Origin of the sequence: Streptomyces sp. Y2F8-2 (genome assembly GCF_014905555.1) — a bacterium.
GTDB classification, from domain to species: Bacteria; Actinomycetota; Actinomycetes; order Streptomycetales; family Streptomycetaceae; genus Streptomyces; species Streptomyces cynarae.
Map to the genome: position 1 here is coordinate 644647 of NZ_BNGS01000001.1, position 19178 is coordinate 663824.

The 19178-nt window shown below is 72.6% G+C and carries 17 protein-coding genes; 4 read left to right on the top strand and 13 right to left on the bottom strand.

Features of this window, described 5'->3' with window-relative positions; genetic code table 11:
* The first annotated feature begins 129 nt into the window (after positions 1–129).
* Positions 130–1380 carry a sugar MFS transporter gene (locus SY2F82_RS02915; protein ID WP_200417315.1) on the top strand — a complete coding sequence of 417 codons (1251 nt, stop codon included), beginning with the start codon at positions 130–132 and terminating at the stop codon, positions 1378–1380.
* On the opposite strand, the gene SY2F82_RS02920 is transcribed toward SY2F82_RS02915, so the two are convergent.
* The 10 genes from SY2F82_RS02920 to hrcA form a co-directional block, all read right to left on the bottom strand.
* A complete protein-coding gene (locus SY2F82_RS02920; RefSeq protein ID WP_200417316.1) occupies positions 1344–2336 on the bottom strand; it encodes an adenosine deaminase in 993 nt (330 codons plus the stop codon). The genes SY2F82_RS02915 and SY2F82_RS02920 overlap by 37 nt on opposite strands.
* Before the next feature lie 20 nt (positions 2337–2356).
* Positions 2357–3289 carry a ribonuclease Z gene (locus SY2F82_RS02925; RefSeq protein ID WP_200417317.1) on the bottom strand — a complete coding sequence of 311 codons (933 nt, stop codon included), beginning with the start codon at positions 3287–3289 and terminating at the stop codon, positions 2357–2359.
* A 6-nt stretch (positions 3290–3295) separates the two neighbouring features.
* On the bottom strand, positions 3296–3649 hold the full coding sequence (locus SY2F82_RS02930; protein WP_200417318.1) for a histidine triad nucleotide-binding protein: 354 nt from the start codon (positions 3647–3649) through the stop codon (positions 3296–3298).
* 413 nt (positions 3650–4062) lie between these two features.
* Positions 4063–7374 carry a S41 family peptidase gene (locus tag SY2F82_RS02935; RefSeq protein WP_200417319.1) on the bottom strand — a complete coding sequence of 1104 codons (3312 nt, stop codon included), beginning with the start codon at positions 7372–7374 and terminating at the stop codon, positions 4063–4065.
* 71 nt (positions 7375–7445) lie between these two features.
* Positions 7446–8012 (bottom strand): hypothetical protein, encoded by a 567-nt coding sequence (locus tag SY2F82_RS02940; RefSeq protein ID WP_200417320.1) that lies wholly within the window; start codon positions 8010–8012, stop codon positions 7446–7448.
* A gap of 135 nt (positions 8013–8147) precedes the next feature.
* On the bottom strand, positions 8148–8540 hold the full coding sequence (locus tag SY2F82_RS02945) for a VOC family protein (protein WP_200417321.1): 393 nt from the start codon (positions 8538–8540) through the stop codon (positions 8148–8150).
* Between the two features lie 44 nt (positions 8541–8584).
* The gene (locus SY2F82_RS02950) at positions 8585–9334 is read right to left on the bottom strand and encodes a 16S rRNA (uracil(1498)-N(3))-methyltransferase (protein WP_200417322.1); all 750 of its coding nucleotides are present in this window, start codon (positions 9332–9334) and stop codon (positions 8585–8587) included.
* Complete coding sequence (locus SY2F82_RS02955) at positions 9331–10404, bottom strand: nitronate monooxygenase (protein WP_200417323.1); 1074 nt, start codon at positions 10402–10404, stop codon at positions 9331–9333. The genes SY2F82_RS02950 and SY2F82_RS02955 overlap by 4 nt, the downstream gene beginning before the upstream one ends.
* 254 nt (positions 10405–10658) lie before the next feature.
* A complete protein-coding gene (gene dnaJ, locus SY2F82_RS02960) occupies positions 10659–11795 on the bottom strand; it encodes a molecular chaperone DnaJ (RefSeq protein WP_200417324.1) in 1137 nt (378 codons plus the stop codon).
* Entirely contained in the window at positions 11796–12815 is a 1020-nt protein-coding gene (hrcA, locus tag SY2F82_RS02965) for a heat-inducible transcriptional repressor HrcA (protein WP_103838309.1), read from the bottom strand.
* A 197-nt stretch (positions 12816–13012) separates the two neighbouring features.
* Between hrcA and SY2F82_RS02970 the strand changes: the two genes are divergently transcribed.
* Positions 13013–13756, top strand: coding sequence for an MBL fold metallo-hydrolase (locus tag SY2F82_RS02970; RefSeq protein ID WP_200417325.1), 744 nt, complete (start codon positions 13013–13015; stop codon positions 13754–13756).
* A 34-nt stretch (positions 13757–13790) separates the two neighbouring features.
* Complete coding sequence (locus SY2F82_RS02975) at positions 13791–14612, top strand: DUF3097 domain-containing protein (RefSeq protein ID WP_200417326.1); 822 nt, start codon at positions 13791–13793, stop codon at positions 14610–14612.
* Here SY2F82_RS02975 and SY2F82_RS02980 read toward each other — a convergent pair.
* The 3 genes from SY2F82_RS02980 to SY2F82_RS02990 all read right to left on the bottom strand — a co-directional run bounded on the left by SY2F82_RS02980 (position 14581) and on the right by SY2F82_RS02990 (position 18455).
* Positions 14581–15159, bottom strand: a complete 579-nt coding sequence (locus SY2F82_RS02980; RefSeq protein WP_236041067.1) for a Uma2 family endonuclease — start codon at positions 15157–15159, stop codon at positions 14581–14583. The genes SY2F82_RS02975 and SY2F82_RS02980 overlap by 32 nt on opposite strands.
* Positions 15160–15259: 100 nt before the next feature.
* Positions 15260–16492 carry a radical SAM family heme chaperone HemW gene (gene hemW, locus SY2F82_RS02985; protein ID WP_200417328.1) on the bottom strand — a complete coding sequence of 411 codons (1233 nt, stop codon included), beginning with the start codon at positions 16490–16492 and terminating at the stop codon, positions 15260–15262.
* Positions 16493–16523: 31 nt separating this feature from the next.
* Positions 16524–18455, bottom strand: a complete 1932-nt coding sequence (locus SY2F82_RS02990; RefSeq protein ID WP_200417329.1) for a SpoIIE family protein phosphatase — start codon at positions 18453–18455, stop codon at positions 16524–16526.
* 157 nt (positions 18456–18612) lie between these two features.
* Here SY2F82_RS02990 and SY2F82_RS02995 point away from each other — a divergent pair, with 157 nt between their 5' ends.
* Positions 18613–19176, top strand: a complete 564-nt coding sequence (locus tag SY2F82_RS02995; RefSeq protein ID WP_200417784.1) for a two-component system response regulator — start codon at positions 18613–18615, stop codon at positions 19174–19176.
* Positions 19177–19178 lie beyond the last annotated feature (2 nt).

Genomic DNA, 19178 nt, shown 5'->3' on the forward strand with positions numbered 1-19178 from the left:
AGATCACATACTCTGCGCTTCTTCTCGAAACGCGTGCTTGATACAAATTCCCTGCACGTTCCTGTCGTTCGACGGACGGCGCCCCTCCCCCATTCTGAGCCGCTCTTTTTCGCACGCCCTGGAACGCCCGTGTCCTCCCGCACCGCCCCGCCCTGGCCCCTCGTCGCCCTTTTCACGGCCGGGTACCTCGCCTCGTACCTGCTGCCCACCACCGTCGGCAGGCTCGACTCCGGTCTTCCGCTCTCCGCCACCGAGGCCGGCTCCATCGGCAGTGCCCTGCTGCTGAGTTCGGCCACCGCCGGCTTCCTGCTCGCCGCGCACGTCCGGCGCATCGGCCCCCGCCGCCTCGCCCGCGCCGGTCTCCTGTGCGCCGCCGTCGGCTACGGCACGGCTGCCCTGAGCCACAGCATCCCCGTGGTCGTCGCGGCGGCGGTCGTCGGCGGGTTCGGGTCGGGGACGGTCACCACGGTCGCCGCGACCGGTATCGCCGCCCACCACGACCCCCACCGCGCCTCCACACTCGGCCTGCTCGGGGTGTCCGCGCTCGCGGGCGCCGTCTACCTGACGGTCCCCCACCTCGGCCCGGGCCACGGCCTGCCGCTCGCCGCGATCGCACTCACCGCGCTGATGGTGTGGCCGGCGACCGCTCGCCTCACCTCCGACGGTCCGGCCCCCACGGCCGCCCGCGAGAGCGTCCGGCTCCCCCATCCGCGCTCGGGGCTGGTCCTGGCCGCCTGCATGCTGTGCTGGTCCCTCGCCCAGAACTCCCTCTGGGGCGTCAGCGGACGCATCGGCCTCACCCAGGCGCACCTCACGGAGGTCACCGTCGGCGCGGTCTTCGCGGTCGCGCTCGGCGCCGGGCTGCTCGGCGTGACGGGCGCGGGCGCGCTCGGCCCGCGCCTCGGGCGTGCGCTGCCCATCGGCGCGGGCACCGCGCTCATCGCCGGCTGCATCGCGGTCAGCGCGTCCGCCACCGGGCTCGGCACCTTCGCGACCGGCGAGATCGCCTGGAACACGCTCTACCCGATCGTGCTGTCGTATCTGATCGGCCTCGCCGCCTCCCTCGACGGGCGGGGCCGGTGGGCCGTCCTCGTCGGCTCCGCGTCCTCGCTCGGCACGGCGGCGGGCCCGCTGACCGGCAGTGTGCTGTCCGCGCAGGCGGGGTTCCCGGCGATGGGCGCCATCCTCGCCGCCGGGCTGCTCGCGATCGCGTTCCCGCTGACCGCGGTCGCCCTGCGCACCGGGGGCCGCACACTGCGGCCGGCCGCGGTGCGCCGTGGGTGGGGGTCCCCCCGGCTCGAAGAGCTCGCAGGCGGCGCACCGGTCGTGGAGGTGCCCGACGCCTACGAGAACGCGTACGCGTCCACCTCGGCGAGATAGCGCGCCCGCCGCTCCTCGTCGTGCTCCAGGAAGGACGCGAGGAAGGAGTTGCGGGCCAGCTCGCGCAGCCGCTCCTCGCCAAGCCCCAGGGACGCACGGACGGCGTCGAAGTTGTCGCCGGCGTAGCCGCCGAAGTAGGCGGGGTCGTCGGAGTTGACGGTGCACAGCAGCCCGGCGTCGAGCATGGCGGGCAGGGGGTGGGCCTCCAGGGTGTCGACGGCGCGCAGGCGGACGTTGGACAGGGGGCACAGGGTCAGCGGGATCCGCTCCCGCACGAGCCGCTCCACCAGCGCCGGGTCCTCCATGCAGCGCAGCCCGTGGTCGACGCGCTCGACACCGAGCACGTCGAGGGCCTCGGTGATGTACTCCGGCGGCCCCTCCTCACCGGCGTGCGCCACGCGCCTGAGACCCAGGGCGGCGGCGGCCTCGTACACCTCGCGGAACTTGACCGGCGGATGCCCGACCTCGGCCGAGTCGAGACCCACACCGGTGATCCGGTCGAGGTACGGCCTCGCCGCTTCCAGCGTCTCCATGGCCGATTCGGCGGACTCGTCCCGCAGGAAGCACATGATCAACTGGCTGGAGACGCCGTGGTTCTGCTCGCTGTGGCCGAGCGCGCGCCACAGCCCCTCCACCACCGTGCCCATGTCCACGCCGCGGGCGGTGTGGGCCTGCGGGTCGAAGAAGATCTCGGCGTGCCGCACGCCCTGCGCGGCGGCGCGCGCGAGATAGGCGTTCGCGAGGTCCTCGAAGTCCCGCTCGGTGCGCAGGACGGCCATCAGCTCGTAGTACAGGTTCAGGAAGGACTGGAGGTCCTGAAAGGCGTAGGCCGCGCGCAGTTCGCCGGTGTCGGCGTAGGGCAGCTTCACACCGTTGCGAGCGGCCAGCTCAAAGGCCAGCTCGGGCTCCAGGGTGCCTTCGATGTGCAGGTGCAGTTCAGCTTTCGGGAGGGGCATCGAAGCATCGTACGGGGGCTTCACCGCCGTTTCGGAACCGGCACCCGCATCAGGTCGTGCGCCACGGTCAGCTCTCCCTCGAACCCGGCGGCACGCGCCTGCCGTTCGAATTCTCCCCCAGACTCCGTCTGGGAGGTGCCCCCAGGCTCGGTGTAGCGCTGGCTGAAGTGGGTGAGGACGAGATGCCGCACCCCGGCCTCCACGGCGACACGTCCGGCCTGTCCGGCCGTCAGATGCCCGTGGTCGTCGGCGAGTCTGGCGTCCTCGTCCAGGAAGGTCGACTCGATGACGAGCATGTCGCAGCCGTCGGCGAGGGCGTGGACACCGTCACACAGCCGGGTGTCCATGACGAACGCGAACCGCTGCCCGCGCCGCACCTCGCTGACCTCCTCCAGCGACACGCCCCCGAGGGAGCCCTCCCGCTGCATCCGCCCGACGTCGGGGCCCTTGATGCCGTACGCCGCGAGCCGTTCGGGCAGCATGCGGCGCCCGTCGGGTTCGATGATCCGGTAGCCGTAGGACTCGACGGGGTGGGAGAGCCGGCGTGCCTGGAGCGTGTACGCGGGGGTCACCGCGAGGGGCCCGTCCGCGTCGACCGGCGCCTCGGTCAGGGAGACGGTCTCGCGGTACGCCGTCGCGTAGCGCAGCCGCTCGAAGAACCGCTGTCCCGACTTCGGGTAGTGCGCGGTGATCTCGTGCGGCACCTGGTCGAGGTTGATGCGCTGGATGACACCGGCGAGGCCCAGCGAGTGGTCGCCGTGGAAGTGCGTGACGCAGATCCGGTGCAGGTCGTGGGCGGCGACCCCGGCGCGCAGCATCTGCCGCTGGGTGCCCTCGCCGGGGTCGAAGAGGATGCCCTCGCCGTCCCAGCGCAGCAGGTACCCGTTGTGGTTGCGGTGCCGGGTCGGGACCTGGCTGGCGGTGCCGAGCACGACCAGTTCGCGTACGGACACGGCGCCTTACCCGGGGGGCCACTGCAGGCCGCGGCCGCCCAGGACGTGGGCGTGCGCGTGCCAGACGGTCTGGCCGGCGCCGCTGCCGGTGTTGAACACCACGCGGTAACTGTCGAGCTTCTCCTGCGCGGCGACCTCACCGGCCTCGCGGAGCAGGTCGGCGGTGATGGCCGGTTCGGCGGCGGCGAGGGCGGCGATGTCCCGGTGGTGCACCCGGGGGATGACCAGCACATGGGTCGGCGCCTGGGGGTTGATGTCCTGGAAGGCGACGGTGGTGTCGGTCTCCCGGACGATCGTCGCCGGGATCTGCCCCGCGACGATCTTGCAGAACAGGCAGTCGTCCTGCGGCTCTCCCGCCATGCGTGCCTCCTCACACGGACTGATCACTACGACGGCATGCTATCGGGCCCGGCCCACCGGCCGCCTTGAGAGGGCTGACGGATGCGGGGCATCCGGTGGCGGCCCGGCGGCGCGGGGGCCCGGGAGGCGGGTGGTGGGCCGCTCGGCGTGGGCCGGGGGCGGGTGGTGGGCCGCTCGGCGTGGGCCGGGAGACGGCAGGGCGGCGATCCGTCCCGCCAGGCCACCGGCTCCCGCTCCTCCGGCGACCGAGCCGGCCCCGTCCGTCCCTCCCGCCCTGCCGCCCTGGAAGAGCGGGCGGGTGCGGAACGTCCGCCGAGAAGCGGCGGATCGGGCGCGCCGACGGGAGGGAGCACCGACGCACCGGCGCGAGCCACCCGCAGCGGATACGGGAGCGGCAGCGCGTGCGCGGCGGATCACAGTGCCGGCAGCTCCGGGGGCTGTTTCGCCGGACGTTCCTCCAGTGCCGCCAGTGCCAGACGGATCGCCTCGTCCAACTGCGTGTCGCGGTCCGCCGCGTGGTCCTGCGGGGCCTGGACCACCTCGACGTCGGGATCGACGCCGTGGTTCTCCACGTCCCACCCGTACCCCTCCATCCAGAAGGCGTACTTGGGCTGGGTCACCAGAGTGCCGTCGACCAGCCGGTACTTGCTGTCGATCCCGATGACACCGCCCCACGTCCGCGTCCCGACCACCGGGCCGATGCCGAGCGCCTTGATGGCCGCGTTGACGATGTCGCCGTCCGAGCCGGAGAACTCGTTGGCGACCGCGACGACGGGCCCGCGCGGCGCGTCCTCCGGGTAGCTGTACGGCCGTAGTCCGCGCGGCAGGTCCCAGCCCACGATCCGCCGCGCCAGTTTCTCCACGACCAGTTGGGAGGTGTGGCCGCCCCGGTTCTCCCGGACGTCCACGACCAGCCCCTCCCGGGCGACCTCGACCCGCAGGTCACGGTGGAGCTGCGCCCACCCGGAGCCCACCATGTCCGGCACGTGCAGATACCCGAGCCGCCCGCCGGACCTCTCGTGCACGTACGCCCGCCGGTCCGCCACCCAGGCGTGGTACCTGAGCGGCTCCTCGTCGGCGATCGGGACGACGACGGCGTACCGCAGGTCGCCCCCGCCCGCCGGCGAGACCGTCAGCTCCACCGGTTTGCCGGCCGTCCCCACCAGCAGCGGCCCGGGCCCGGTCACCGGATCCACCGGACGCCCGCCGACCGCGACGATCGCGTCACCGGCCCGTATCGCCACCCCGGGCGCGGCCAGCGGTGCCTGGGCGTCGGGGTCGGAGGTCTCCGAGGGCAGCACCCGGTCGACGCGCCAACTGCCGTCCGCGTGCCGGGAGATGTCGGCGCCGAGCAGTCCCTGCCGCCGGTCGTGGCCCGGTCCGTAGCCGTGGGGAAGGACGTACGCGTGCGAGGTGCCCAGCTCGCCCTGCACCTCCCACAGCAGGTCGACCAGGTCGTCGTGGGTGGCGACCCGCTCGAGCACCGGCCGGTACCGGTCCAGTACGCCGTCCCAGTCGACGCCGCCCAGGTCGGGCCGCCAGAAGTTGTCCCGCATGATCCGGCCGGTCTCGTCGAACATCTGCCGCCACTCGGCCGCCGGATCGACGGTCTGCCGGATGCGCGACAGGTCGACGGTGATGTTCGCGTCGGAGTCGTCGTCGTTCGGGGCGCGCCGGTCGCTGGGGACGACCTTGAGCTTGCCGTCGGTCCACAGCAGCACCCGCTTGCCGTCGCCGGTGACCGAGAAGTGGTCGGCGTCCGAGGCGAGGTGCTCGATGCGCTGCTGGACGAGGTCGTACCGCTCCAGCTCGCTCCTGGGGTCGGGATCGTCGGGCGTGGCGCGGGAGGCGCCGAGGACGCCGCGCACCGGGTGCCGCAGCCACAGCACCCCGTCCTTGGCGGCGCGCAGCCCCGAGTAGCGCGCGGCCTCCACCGGGAACGGCACGATCCGGTCGGCGAGGCCCTCCAGGTCGACGCGGGTGGTCGGCGCGCCTTCGCTGTCGGGTGTCTCGTCCTTGTCGGGCGTCTCGAAGGGGCGGCCGTGCCGCTGCGGACCGAACGGGGACGGGGTGGTCGCGGCCAGCGTGATCAGGTGCGGCCGGGAGCCGCCCACGAAGGCGAGGTCGAAGACGTGGTCGTCGTACACCGGGTCGAAGGAGCGCGCCGAGAGGAACGCGAGGTGCTTGCCGTCCAGGGTGAACGCGGGCGCGTAGTCCCGGAACCGCAGCGGGGTCGCCTCGGTCACCGACAGGTCGGCCGTGTTGGCGAGTTTCAGGTGGCGCAGCGGGCGCGGCCCGGGGTGCGACCAGGCCAGCCACGCGGAGTCGGGTGCGAAGACGAGCCCGCTGACCTCGCCGTCCTCACTGCGGTCGACCTCGCGCACCTCGCCGCTGTCCCGCTCGACGAGCAGCACCCGCCCGTCGTGCGCGGCGACGGCCACCTTGCTGCCGTCGGGCGACACCGCGAGCCCCAGCACCCGCCCGAGCTGCCCTGCGGCGAGCCGTCGCGGGACGGCGCCGGGGGCGAGGCCGGTGGCGGGCGCGAACTCCAGCGCGTCGTCGCCCTCCGCGTCCGTCACCCACACCACCCACTCCTCGCCGTCCGCGCGGAAGGTGTGCGGCAGCCGGGCGCGCACGCCGTGCTCGGCGGCGAGCGCGCGGGCGGGTCCCGAACGGTGGGTCACCCAGTGGACGGCGCCGCGCACCGAGACGGCGCTGCCGCGCCCGGTGTGGTCGGGCGAGGCGGCCCCGAACCAGCGCGAGGCGTCGACCGGATACGGCTGGAGGTCCACGCGCTGCCCGCCGAGCCGGATGTCGAGCGGCCTGGGCTCGGCGCCGTCGAGGTCGTCGAGGATCCACAGCCGGCCGGCGGAGGAGTACACGACCCGGGTGCCGTCGGTGGCCGCGTGGCGGGCGTAGAAGCCTCCCCCGCTCTCGACTCCTCCCCCACTCTCGACTCCTCCCCCACTCTCGACTTCGCTCGAGCGTGGGGACCCCCATGAGCGGGAGGACCCCCATGAGCGGGAGGTGCCCCCACCGGGCGTGTGCCGCCGCAGGTCGGAGCCGTCGGCGAGCGACGAGTACAGCGCCCCGACGCCCTCGTGGTCAGAGAGGAAGACGATACGGTCCCCCACCCACGACGGGTACTCGATGTTGCCGTCCAGGTCCTCGTGCAGCCGTGCGAACTCGCCGTTGCCCTCGCGGTCGATCCACAGCTTGCCGGCCGTGCCGCCCCGGTACCGCTTCCAGAGGGCGGCCTCGCGGGCCCCGGCGGACAGCAGCACGGTGTGCGGCCCGTACGCGACCTCGCCGACGGGCCCGTACGGCAGCGTCGTGGCCGGTCCCCCGTCGAGCGGTACGGCGTGCGCCCAGGTGCGGCGCAGCGAGGCCTGACCGACCGTGCTGAGCGCGAGCACGTCTCCGTCGGGGGTCCAGCCGCGCACCTGTGTCTTCCAACTCCCCCAGTGCGTGAGGCGCTTGGCGGGCCCGCCGTCGATCGGCGCGATGTGCACCTCGGGGGCGCCGTCGCGGGTGGAGGTCCAGGCGACGGTCGTGCCGTCCGGGGAGATGCGGGGGTGGTTCACGGGTATGTTGTCGGCGCTGACCCGCCAGGCGCGGCCGCCGTCGAGTGGGGCGACCCAGACGTCGTCCTCGGCGGTGAAGGCGACCAACTCGCCGTGCAGGTGCGGGAAACGGAGATACGCGGGCGATGCGGACTGAGTCACCAGGTCACCCTAAGCAGCGAGCGCGGTCCCGAACAGGGGGCTTCCCCACTTGCCTGCGTCGCATGCGTCCGTCACTTGCCCTGAACCGGCCAGCAGGTGGGGTCGCCCTGGCACCAGATGGTCCTGGTGACGGTGACCGTGACCGTGGGCCCGGGCCGTCCGGGGCCGGTCGGGTTGCCGGCGGGCGGACGGGGCGTGCCGCCCTGGCAGTCGCCGAGGCCGCTGACGTGGAACAACTCCTTGCCGCCCACGGTGGCCCTGAGGTCCCCGCGGACGCACCTGCCGTCGACGGCGCGGGTAACCCGGCCCTTGACGGTGATGTCCTTGCCGTCGTCCGTCTGCCCCTTGCAGTCGACGGTGACGACGGCGGTCTCGCTCGCCGAGGGCGCCGAGCCGGACGTGCCCCTCGTGCCGGCCCCGCCGCCGTAGTCGCCCGAGCAGCTCAGCCAGCGCACCTTCACATGCTGCCGCTGAAGCTCCTTGGTGGCGGTCTGGTCCGTGGTGTACGCCACCGACGCGGAACTGAGATCACCGGGTTGGCAGGCCACGGCCCCGCCCACGGCCACCACCGCGAGGCCGGTGACCGCGGCGAGCCGTCGTGAGCCGGGTCGTCGCCCGATGCGCCGCAATGCCCCCATGAAGGGCAGCGTGCCACTCCCGCAGCGCAGACGGTAGAGCGCATACGGCCACGCGAGCGCCCCGCCGTCAGCCTCGCCGCACCATCAGCCTCCCCGCGCCGTCAGCCTCCCCGCCCCGTCGGCCTCCCCGCGTCGTCAGCCGCGCAGCAGCAGCCACTGCTGAAGTTCCACCAGATTGCCCTCCGGGTCCTTCAGGTGGGCGACGCGCATGCGGTCGGTCATGGGGGCCGGGCCGTGCAGCAGGGTCGCGCCGCGGGAGGTGATCTCGGCGCAGTACGCGTCCAGGTCGTCCACGCGAAGCACCACCAGCGACCGGTGGCCCGTGGCCTCGTCGCCCAGTTCGCCGAGGACCTGAGCCATCATCGCCCGGTCCTGGAGCGCGATGCCCGCGGAGCCGGTGGCCGGGCTGAACTTCTCGTACGGCCCGTCGGCCGCGCCCGACTGCGGCTTGAGGCCGAGGACGTCGGCGTAGAAGCGGTAGCAGGCCGGGAAGTCCGAGACCAGCAGCCGCACTTGGGCGAGTTCCATGGCGTTCCCCCGGTGGCTCGATGGATCCGTTGGAGATCCGTGCGTCAGGACCAGCGGCCCGTGCGGCCGAGCAGCAGCGCGGCCGCCGCGGTGCCGGCGGTCGATGTACGAAGGACACTACGCCCGAGGACGTACGCCTTCGCACCGGCTTCCCGGAACAGCGCCAACTCCTCGGAGGAGATGCCGCCTTCGGGCCCGACGACCAGCACGATCTCCCCCTCGGCGGGGAGTTGGGCGGTGGCGAGCGGCTCGCTGCCGTACTCGAAGTCCGAGTGGAGCACGGCGGCGAAGTCGGCTTTGGCGAGAAGTGCGGCAACCTGCTTGGTGGTCGCCGCGTCCGCGACCTCCGGGAAGCGCACCCGGCGCGACTGCTTGCCCGCCTCGCGGGCGGTGGCCCGCCACTTGCCGAGTGCCTTCAGCCCGCGGTCGCCCTTCCACTGGGTGATGCACCGGGAGGCCTGCCAGGGGACGATCGCGTCGACGCCGACCTCGGTCATGGTCTCCACGGCCAGCTCACCGCGGTCGCCCTTGGGGAGGGCCTGGACGACGGTGATACGGGGAGACTCCAGGGGCTCCTCGTTCACCCCGTGCATGTGGACGACCAACCGGTCCTTGCCCTCGGTGTCGACGACCTCGCACTCCGCCCACCGCCCGGCGCCGTCGGTCAGCACGACGGTCTCCCCCGGGCGCAGCCGCTTCACGGACACCGCATGGCGTCCCTCGGGGCCGTCCAGGACGTACCGTCCTCCGGAACCGGCCCGGAAGTCCTCCACCACGAACACCGGAGCCGTCATCGCCCGGCACCCCCCGTCGACAACGCTGTCGCCGCCTCCTGAACCTCCGCGACCAGCACCTCCACCAGCCGGCCGGCGGGCAGGTCCCGCGCCAGGCGGTGGCCCTGGCCCGCCCACAGGGCCATGCCCTGCGCGTCACCGGCCTTGGCGGCCGCCTTGCGCAGGGGGGAGGTGAGGTGGTGGATCTCGGGGTACGCGGCGGGCGCGTAGGGGCCGTGTTCGCGCATGAACCTGTTGACCAGCCCGCGCGCCGGGCGTCCGGAGAAGGCCCGGGTCAGCTCGGTGCGGACGAAGTGGGGGTCGGTCAGCGCCTGCTTGTGCGCGGAGTGGGCACCGGACTCGGGCGTGGCCAGGAACGCGGTGCCGAGCTGTGCGGCGCTCGCGCCCGCGGCGAGGACGGCGGCGATCTGGCTGCCGCACATGATGCCTCCGGCGGCGACGATCGGAATGCTCACGGTCTCGCGGACCTGGGCGAGGAGCGAGAGCAGCCCTATGCCGGCGCCGTCGTTCTCGTGACTGTCCCGGTGGGTGCCCTGGTGGCCGCCGGCCTCGAGGCCCTGCGCGATCACCGCGTCGGCGCCCGCCTCCTGCACGGCCAGGGCCTCCTCTGCGGTGGTCGCGGTGACCAGGGTGAGGGTGCCCAGGCGACGCAGGGAGGCCAGGACGTCCGGGGCCGGGACCCCGAAGTGGAAGGAGACCACGGGGACCGGGTCGTCGAGGAGGACGGCGAGCTTGGCGTCGTAGCCGTCGTCGCGGCCGCTGTCGCGATCGCCCAGCTCGGTCTCGTACCAGGTGGCCTCGCCGGCGAGCTGGTTGGCGTACACCTCGACGGCGGCCGGGTCGGCATACTCGGGCTGCGGCATGAAGACGTTCACGCCGAAGGGGCGGTGGGTCAGCCCGCGGAGCTGCTTGATCTCCTGGTACATCCCGTCGGCGGTCTTGTACCCGGCGGCGAGGAAACCCAGGCCGCCGGCCTCGGACACGGCGGCGGCGAGCTGCGGCACGGAGGCGCCGCCCGCCATGGGGGCCTGCACGATCGGGTGCGGGAAGAGATCGGTCAGGGAGGACATGACGGCATGTTGTCACGTCTTTCGAACGAGTCCGAATCCACCGGTCCCGTCGCATACGCGGGAGGAAGGGCGGTCTGGGGGCGCAGCCCCCAGGGACGGCCGGCCCGGCGCCGGATGCCATCCAACGCCGGGTCCGACACCGTCAGCGCCCGTTGAACGCATCCTTCAACCGCGAGAACAACCCCTGCTGCCCCGGCTGACTGTGCCTGACCGGGGGCCAACCCCCGGACCCCCGGCCGACGCCGGCACTCGCCTCAGCGCCCGTTGAACGCATCCTTCAACCGCGAGAACAACCCCTGCTGCCCCGGCTGGAACTGCCCCTGTGGCCGCTCCTCGCCGCGGAGCTTCGCCAGCTCGCGCAGCAGTCGCTCCTGCTCGGGGTCCAGCTTGGTGGGCGTCTGGACCTCGACGTGGACGACCAGGTCGCCCCGGCCGCCGCCGCGCAGATGCGTGACACCGCGGTTGTGCAGCGGGATCGACTGCCCGGACTGCGTACCGGGACGGATGTCGACCTCCTCCAGGCCGTCCAGCGTCTCCAGCGGCACCTTCGTGCCGAGGGCCGCCGCCGTCATCGGGATGGTGACCGTGCAGTGCAGATCGTCGCCGCGGCGCTGGAACGTCTGGTGCGGCAGCTCGTGGATCTCGACGTACAGGTCGCCGGCCGGACCGCCGCCGGGGCCGACCTCGCCCTCGCCCGCGAGCTGGATCCGTGTGCCGTTGTCGACACCGGCCGGGATCTTCACGGTGAGCGTCCGGCGCGAGCGCACCCGCCCGTCACCGGCGCACTCCGGGCACGGGTTCGGGACGATCGTGCCGAAGCCCTGGCACTGCGGGCACGGCCGGGAGGTCATGACCTGGCCCAGGAAGGACCGGGTCACCTGGGAGACCTCACCGCGGCCACGGCACATGTCACACGTCTGCGCCGACGTACCGGGCGCGGCGCCCTCGCCGTTGCAGGTGTTGCAGACGACGGCCGTGTCGACCTGGATGTCCTTCGTCGTGCCGAAGGCCGCCTCGTCCAGCTCGACCTCGAGCCGGATCATCGCGTCCTGGCCCCGGCGGGTGCGCGAGCGCGGACCGCGCTGCGACGCCGTACCGAAGAACGCGTCCATGATGTCGGAGAAGTTCCCGAAGCCGCCCGCGCCGAAGCCGCCCGCGCCGGCGCCGCCCGACTGGGACAGCGGGTCGCCGCCGAGGTCGTAGACCTGCTTCTTCTGCGGGTCCGAGAGCACCTCGTACGCGGCGTTGATCTCCTTGAACCGCTCCTGCGTCTTCGGATCGGGATTGACGTCCGGGTGCAGCTCGCGGGCGAGCCGGCGGAACGCCTTCTTGATCTCTTCCTGCGACGCGTCGCGGCGCACGCCGAGTACGGCGTAGTAGTCCGTGGCCACTTACGACTCCGCCAGGATCTGTCCGACGTACCGTGCCACCGCTCGTACCGCTCCCATCGTTCCCGGGTAATCCATGCGGGTCGGTCCGACCACGCCGAGTTTCGCTACTGCCTCGCCGCCCGAACCGTAGCCCACGGAGACGATGGACGTGGAGTTGAGTCCTTCGTGCGCGTTCTCATGACCGATACGTACCCGCATGGCCGGATCCTTCGCCTCACCCAGCAGTTTGAGGAGCACGACCTGCTCCTCCAGCGCCTCCAGGACGGGGCGGATGGTGAGAGGGAAGTCATGCGCGAAGCGGGTCAGGTTCGCGGTGCCGCCGATCATCAGCCGTTCCTCGGTCTCCTCCACGAGCGTCTCCAGCAGCGTGGAGAGCACCGTCGAGACAGTGCCGCGGTCCTCCGGCTCCTCGAACGCCTCGGGCAGATCCTGCACGAGCTGCGGGACGTCCGCGAAGCGGCGGCCGGCGACCCGGCTGTTGAGCCGCGCGCGCAGGTCCGCGAGCGACGTCTCACCGAACGGCGCCGGGCAGTCGATCATGCGCTGCTCGACCCGGCCGGTGTCCGTGATCAGCACGAGCATCACACGCGCGGGTGCCATCGACAGCAGCTCGACATGGCGCACGGTCGAACGCGTCAGCGACGGGTACTGCACCACGGCGACCTGCCGGGTGAGCTGTGCGAGCAACCGCACCGTGCGCGCCACCACGTCGTCGAGGTCGACGGCGCCCTCCAGGAAGTTCTGGATCGCGCGGCGCTCGGGCGGGCTCATCGGCTTCACGGCCGCGAGCTTGTCGACGAAGAGGCGGTAGCCCTTGTCCGTGGGAATGCGTCCTGCGCTGGTGTGCGGCTGGGCGATGTACCCCTCGTCCTCCAGCGCGGCCATGTCGTTCCGGACGGTGGCCGGGGAGACGCCGAGGTTGTGCCGCTCGGTGAGGGCCTTGGAACCCACCGGCTCTTCGGTGCCGACGTAGTCCTGGACGATGGCGCGCAACACCTCGAGCCTGCGTTCACTGAGCATCGCGCACACCTCCAGCGGTCATGTCCCCTTGGCGCTTCCCCTGGCACTCTGCACTTGCGAGTGCCAGCATTCCCCGCCCCAGTGTACGGCTGTCGGGTACACACCCGGCAAGGGCGGGCGCCGGTGCCGTGCCGAGGTGTTACCGACCCGTACCGGCCTGTCCTGCCGGGTGGGGCGCCTGCGGATAGCGTCGCCGTATGACGGTGTGGTGGGAAGGGTCGGGGTGGGAGGCGCTCGGGGCGCGTGCGGGGCGGACCAGGCTGCCGGTCTGGGACTGCACGGCCGGGCTGGTGGTGGGCGACGACGCGGCGCTGCTGGTCGACGCCGGATCGAGCCGGGCCGAGGGCGCGCGCTTGCGCGGCGCGGCGGAGCGGCTGCTGGAGCCGCTCGGCGGAGACCGGCGTGTGACGCATCTCGCGCTCACCCATCCGCACTTCGACCATGTCTTCGGGGCGGCGGCGTTCGCGGGCGCGGAGGTGTTCGGAGCGGTGGGCATCGACAGGGTGCTCGCGTACGGGCGGGGGGAACTGGTCGCGGACGCGGTCCGCAACGGCCTGGACCCCGCGGAGGCGGCCGAGGCGGCGGACGCACTGGTCCGCCCGCACCACCAGGTCTCCGGCGAGTGGACGCTGGACCTGGGCGGGGTCCAGGTGCTGCTGGCGAATGTGGGCCCGGGCCACACGGCCCACGATCTGGTGGTGTTCGTCCCCGGGGACCCCGGGTTCCCGGAAGTGGTCTTCTGCGGGGACCTGGTGGAGGAGTCCGGCGAGCCTCAGTCGGGCCCGGACGCGATCCCCTCGCACTGGCCGGCGGCCCTGGACCGGCTGCTGGAGCTGGGCGGCGAGGACGCGGCGTACGTGCCGGGGCACGGGGCGGTGGTGGACGCGGGGTTCGTACGGGCCCAGCGCGACGAGTTGGCGGCACGCTTCGGCGTGTCGTAGCACCTCGAGGGCGTCTTCTCCTATCGTCACTCGAATGCGCCAGTACTCTCCGGATCTGACCCCTCCGTGGAAGAAGCCGAAGCCCGTACCGGAGGTCCCGGCGGACCCCGGTCTGGTGGTGGAGGAGCCGCGCACGGGGTTCTGCGGGGCGGTGATCCGCTGCGAGGCGGGCACGGTGACGCTGGAGGACCGCTTCGGCAAGCACCGGGTGTTCCCGCTGGAGCCGGGGGGCTTCCTGCTGGAGGGCCGGACGGTGACCCTGGTCCGTCCCAGGCCCTCGGTGCAGCGCCCCACGCGTACGGCGTCCGGCTCGGTGGCCGTTCCGGGGGCGCGCGCGAGGGTGGCCCGCGCCGGCCGTATCTATGTGGAGGGCCGCCACGACGCCGAACTGGTCGAGAAGGTGTGGGGCGACGACCTGCGCATCGAGGGCGTGGTGGTGGAGTACCTGGAGGGCGTCGACGACCTGCCGTCGATCGTCGAGTCCTTCGCCCCGGGCCCGGACGCGCGCCTGGGTGTCCTGGTGGACCACCTGGTCCCCGGCACGAAGGAGTGGCGCATCGCGCAGTCGGTGACGAGCGAGCACGCGCTCGTGGTCGGACACCCGTACATCGACATCTGGGAGGCGGTGAAGCCGGCGTCCCTGGGGATCGAGGCATGGCCGCGGGTTCCTCGCGGGCAGGACTGGAAGACGGGGGTGTGCCGGGCGCTGGGGTGGCCGTCGGACAACACCGGCGCGGTGTGGCAGGCGATCCTGAAGCGGGTGGGGTCTTACAAGGACCTGGAGCCGGAGTTGCTGGGGAGGGTGGAGGAGTTGATCGACTTCGTTACGGCAGGTGGTGACGCCGGACTCCGGTGAGCGTTCCGAACTCGCTGGTGTCCAGTTCGATGCCGAGGGGTTCCAGGGGAAGGGGGTCGCCGAACTTCGTAATCCGCTGCGCTCGATAGTCAGCTACTTCGCCGTCTCCGACGGGTTCGGTGAGCAGGACGCAGTGGGCAACGATCGGGTCGATGATCAGGTACGCGGGGATCTTGCCTGCCGCGTAGATGGAACGCTTGATCCCGTAGTCCCGGTCGACACTCGTCTTGGAGACCACCTCGACGACCAACGTGATCAACTGGGACGGCAGCAAGCGCCCCGAGTCCGGGGCAAGACCTCGTTCCAGCACCAACAGGTCCGGCACGGTTTCACTGGCCTCATCGACAATGTCCACATCCGTCGTCTGGAGCCGCTCCCAATGCTTACGTGGGATCTGGTCCTGCACGTCCACCACGATCCGGTTGTGCACCAGATCGGGAGTGGCCATCATCACGATTTCCCCCCGGAGAAGCTCGACCTTGACGCCCCCGGGAGGCTCAAACTCCTCGAAGAACTTGGTCATCCCACGCTCGTCCACAGCGGTCATCTCCGTGGCCCTCCACATCCGCCGCGTACTTTTGGCGGCAGCCTACGAACCAGGTTAGGGACCGAACCTCCGTTCCGCTGGCATTCACCCGCCGGAGTGATCAGTCCACCAGGTCCCGCACCACCGCATCCGCGAGCAGCCGCCCCCGCAGCGTGAGCACCGCCCGCCCCGCCTCGTAGGGCCCTGCCTCCAGCAGCCCCTCCCCCAGCGCCCGGCGCGAAGCCGCGAGCCCCTCCTCCCGCAGCAGGGCCAACGGCGCCCCCTCCCGCAGCCGCAGCTCCAACAGGATCCGCTCCACCCGGCGGTCCTCCTCCGACAGGACCTCCCGCCCGGCTCCCGGGGAGCGGCCACCCGCCAGCGCCGCCGCGTACGCCCCCGGGTGCTTCACGTTCCACCAGCGCACCCCGCCCACATGGCTGTGGGCGCCCGGGCCCGCGCCCCACCAGTCGGCGCCCCGCCAGTACAGCTCGTTGTGCAGGCAGCGGCCGGCGGTGGACGTGGCCCAGTTCGAGACCTCGTACCAGTCGTACCCCGCCGACCCCAGCACCTCGTCCGCGATCAGATAGCGGTCCGCGTGCACGTCGTCGTCCGTCATCGGGATCTCGCCCCGGCGGATGCGCCGGGCGAGCTGCGTGCCTTCCTCCACGATCAGCGCGTACGCCGAGATGTGGTCCGGGGCCGCTCCCAGCGCCGCGTCCAGGGAGGCGCGCCAGTCGTCGTCCGACTCCCCCGGGGTGCCGTAGATCAGGTCCAGGTTCACGTGCTCGAAGCCCGCCGCCCGCGCCTCGGCCACGCACGCCTCGGGACGGCCCGGGGTGTGCGTGCGGTCGAGGATCTTCAGGACGTGCGGGCGGGCGCTCTGCATGCCGAAGGAGATCCGGGTGAAGCCGCCCTCCCGGAGGGTGGTCAGATACGCCGGATCGACCGACTCCGGGTTGGCCTCCGTGGTCACCTCCGCGTCCTGCGCGAGGCCGAACTCGTCGCGGATCGCCCCCAGCATCCGTACGAGGTCGTCCGCGGCCAGCAGCGTCGGCGTACCGCCCCCGACGAAGACCGTGCGCACCTGGCGCGGGTCGTCGCCCAGCACCTTGCGGGCCAGGCGGACCTCGTCGACCAGGGTCGACGCGTAGTTGTCCCGGGAGGCGAGGACGCCTCCCGTGCCCCGCAGCTCCGTCGCCGTGTACGTGTTGAAGTCGCAGTAACCGCAGCGCGTCGCGCAGTACGGCACATGGAGGTAGAACCCGAGGGGGCGCTCGGCGGCCCCGGCGAGCGCGTGCGCGGGCAGCGCGCCGTCGTCGGGGACCGGTTCGCCGTCGGGGAGTGCGGAAGGCATGTCCCCCATTGTCCCGTACTGCCAGAAGTCCTCATTCCGCCTGCAGCACCAGCAGCGCCAGATCGTCCTCCGGCGGCTTCCCGCCGAACTCGTGCACCAGCGTCCTGATCCGCTCCGCGACCAGCTCCGCGTTCATCCCGGCGCAGCCCGCCAGGGCCGCCGCGAGCCCGTCGCCGTCGTCGAACTGGCGGGACCCGCTGCGCCGCTCGGTCACCCCGTCGGTGACGCACAGCAGTGTGTCTCCGGAGCGCAGATCGAAGGTCTCGCACGTGTACGTCTCGTCCTCGACGACCCCGAGCAGCGTCTGCGGCTGGGCCACGGCCCGTACGTCGCCGCCCGGGCCGAGCAGCAGCGGCAGCGGATGCCCGGCCGAGGCGAGCGTGCAGCGCACTCCGCCGTCGAAGGGGACCAGTTCCCCGTAGAGGAGGGAGAGGAAGCGGGCGTGGGGGCCCTCGTCGGCGACCGGCATCGGCGTGCCCGCCGCGACCAGCGCCCGGGCCGCCGCGTCGGAGGCCTCCGTGGCGTCGTCGAGCAGGAGTTGGTTGAGGCGGTCCAGGACGTCGGGGACGTCGTAGCCTTCGCGGGCCAGCAGCCGCAGCCAGGGCCGGGCGAGGCCGATCACGACCGCGGCCTCCGGACCCTTGCCCTGGACATCGCCGAGCGCGAAGCACCACCGTCCGTGGCCGGCGGGGAAGATGTCGTAGAAGTCACCGCTCGGTCCGCCCATGTCGCACGGCTCGTACACAAGTGCGCTGCTCACCCCCGGGATCTCGGCGACCGCGCCGGGCAGCAGCCCGCGCTGGAGCACCCGGCTGATGGTGGCCTGGCGCGCGTACTGCCGGGCCGCCCCGATGGCCAGCGCCACCCGGCGGCTGAGGTCCTCGACGAGTCCGGTGATCTCGTCGGGGAAGCGCAGCAATCCGCCCCGTCCGATGACGAGCGTCCCGAGCGGCCGCCCGCCCGCGATCAGCCGGTAGGCGAGCGCCGCCCCGGTCGCGCCCCGCGGGCCCAGCGCCTCGCCGGGCCAGGGCACGGGCACCGCCCGGGAACGCACCGACTCGGGCAGCCGGGGCGGGTCCTTCTCCAGGGCCCGGCGCAGTTCCTCGATGTGGTTCTCGCTGCCGTGCCAGACGCGGGCGAGCCGGGGCCCGGCCGCGACCGGCGCGGAAGGGCCGCGCCAGCCGGTCGCCTCGTCCTCCAGCCACACCGCGCACCAGTCGGCGAGCCGGGGCACGATCAGCTGCCCGGTGAGCGCGGCGACCAGGTCCTCGTCGAGCTGCCCGGCGAGCAGGTCGGACGCCTCGGCCAAGAAGGACAGCGCGCCGCGGCCCCGCCACTCCCGGTCGTACAGGCCGCGCCCGGGTTCGGCGAAGGCGGAGAGTTCGGGCCCGAGTATCTCGGCGGGGCTCAGCCCGCGTCCCAGGGCGCTGTCTCCGGCGTACGTCTCGATCGCGTCCTCGGCGTCCAGGGCGGCGTGCAGGGGAAGCAGCGCCCAGACGGTCTTCGTGCCGGTGCGGTAGCTGATTCCCCAGGCCGTGGAGAGGGAGGAGACGAGGCGCAGGCCGCGGCCGTACTCCGGTATGCCGTAGGGCCGCTCGGCGCCGTCGTCCCGGACCGCGCGCGAGGGGTGGTGGTCGGAGACCTCGACGAGGAGCTCGGCCGACTCGCCCTGCGCGTCCTTGAGGCGGCAGACCAGCTCGACGTCGGTGCCGGCGTGCACCACGGCGTTGGTGACGAGTTCGCTGACGACGAGCAGGGCGTCGTCGGCCAGCCGCTCGGTGACGGCGTCGGGCTCGGCGGGCCGGTCCCACTCGCTGAGGGCGGCGCGCACGAGCCGGCGGGCGTTGCCGGCCGCGAGGGGGCTGCCGGGCAGGGTCGACCGCACCACGGTGCGCAGCCCCGCGGACTCGAGTAGGTCGGGGGCGCGGGAGGCGGTCTCCCGTTGGGTGGGAATGGGCCCCATGGACAGCTCCCCGGGCAGTTCGGTCGAATGAGCCTGTGGCGATGCGGACAGGGTGACAGACTGACCCCGCCCATAAGCACCGAGTTACCGAAGTGGCCCGCCATGAGTGAGAACCGTGCTACCCATGTGGTCGAAGACGGACAGATTCGAGCAGGGCATGCCCACTGAGAAGACGTCCGAGGACAGCGCCGGCATCCTCCTCGTCGACGACATGGAGGAGAACCTGACGGCGCTGGAGGCCGTGCTGCGCTCGCTCAACGAGCCGCTGGTGCGCGCGCGATCGGGCGAGGAGGCGATGAAGGCGCTGCTCGAGCGCCGGTTCGCAGTGGTCCTGCTGGACATCCGCATGCCCGGCATGGACGGTTTCGAGACCGCCGCGCACATCAAACGGCTCGACCGGACCAAGGACGTCCCGATCGTCTTCCTGACCGGCTCGGACGCGGAGGCCGGGTATGCCTTCCGGGGCTACGCGACGGGGGCCGCGGACTATCTGACGAAGCCGTTCGATCCGTGGGTGCTGCGGGCCAAGGTGACGGTGTTCCTCGATCTGTACCGCAAGAGCAGGCGGTTGGAGCGGCTGCAGGAGGGCCTGGCCGGCCTGGTGGAGCGCCTGTCCGGCCTGGAGGATCGCCTGTCTGCGGACGACCTCCCGGACCTGGCTCGACTACGGTGCCAGGTCCGGGAGTTACAGCAGTTGGCAGCCGAGGGGCAGGCGTCCTGACG

Bases quoted from the DNA above. Each gene is read 5' to 3' on its own strand.
- SY2F82_RS02930 (WP_200417318.1), bottom strand. From the start codon at position 3,649: ATGGCGGGAGAGCCGCAGGACGACTGCCTGTTCTGCAAGATCGTCGCG.
- SY2F82_RS02990 (WP_200417329.1), bottom strand. From the start codon at position 18,455: ATGGGGCCCATTCCCACCCAACGGGAGACCGCCTCCCGCGCCCCCGAC.
- SY2F82_RS02970 (WP_200417325.1), top strand. From the start codon at position 13,013: ATGACGGTGTGGTGGGAAGGGTCGGGGTGGGAGGCGCTCGGGGCGCGT.
- SY2F82_RS02980 (WP_236041067.1), bottom strand. From the start codon at position 15,159: ATGACCGCTGTGGACGAGCGTGGGATGACCAAGTTCTTCGAGGAGTTT.
- SY2F82_RS02950 (WP_200417322.1), bottom strand. From the start codon at position 9,334: ATGACGGCTCCGGTGTTCGTGGTGGAGGACTTCCGGGCCGGTTCCGGA.
- SY2F82_RS02920 (WP_200417316.1), bottom strand. From the start codon at position 2,336: ATGCCCCTCCCGAAAGCTGAACTGCACCTGCACATCGAAGGCACCCTG.
- hemW (WP_200417328.1), bottom strand. From the start codon at position 16,492: ATGCCTTCCGCACTCCCCGACGGCGAACCGGTCCCCGACGACGGCGCG.
- SY2F82_RS02940 (WP_200417320.1), bottom strand. From the start codon at position 8,012: ATGGGGGCATTGCGGCGCATCGGGCGACGACCCGGCTCACGACGGCTC.
- SY2F82_RS02995 (WP_200417784.1), top strand. From the start codon at position 18,613: ATGCCCACTGAGAAGACGTCCGAGGACAGCGCCGGCATCCTCCTCGTC.
- SY2F82_RS02975 (WP_200417326.1), top strand. From the start codon at position 13,791: ATGCGCCAGTACTCTCCGGATCTGACCCCTCCGTGGAAGAAGCCGAAG.
- SY2F82_RS02945 (WP_200417321.1), bottom strand. From the start codon at position 8,540: ATGGAACTCGCCCAAGTGCGGCTGCTGGTCTCGGACTTCCCGGCCTGC.
- SY2F82_RS02955 (WP_200417323.1), bottom strand. From the start codon at position 10,404: ATGTCCTCCCTGACCGATCTCTTCCCGCACCCGATCGTGCAGGCCCCC.
- hrcA (WP_103838309.1), bottom strand. From the start codon at position 12,815: ATGCTCAGTGAACGCAGGCTCGAGGTGTTGCGCGCCATCGTCCAGGAC.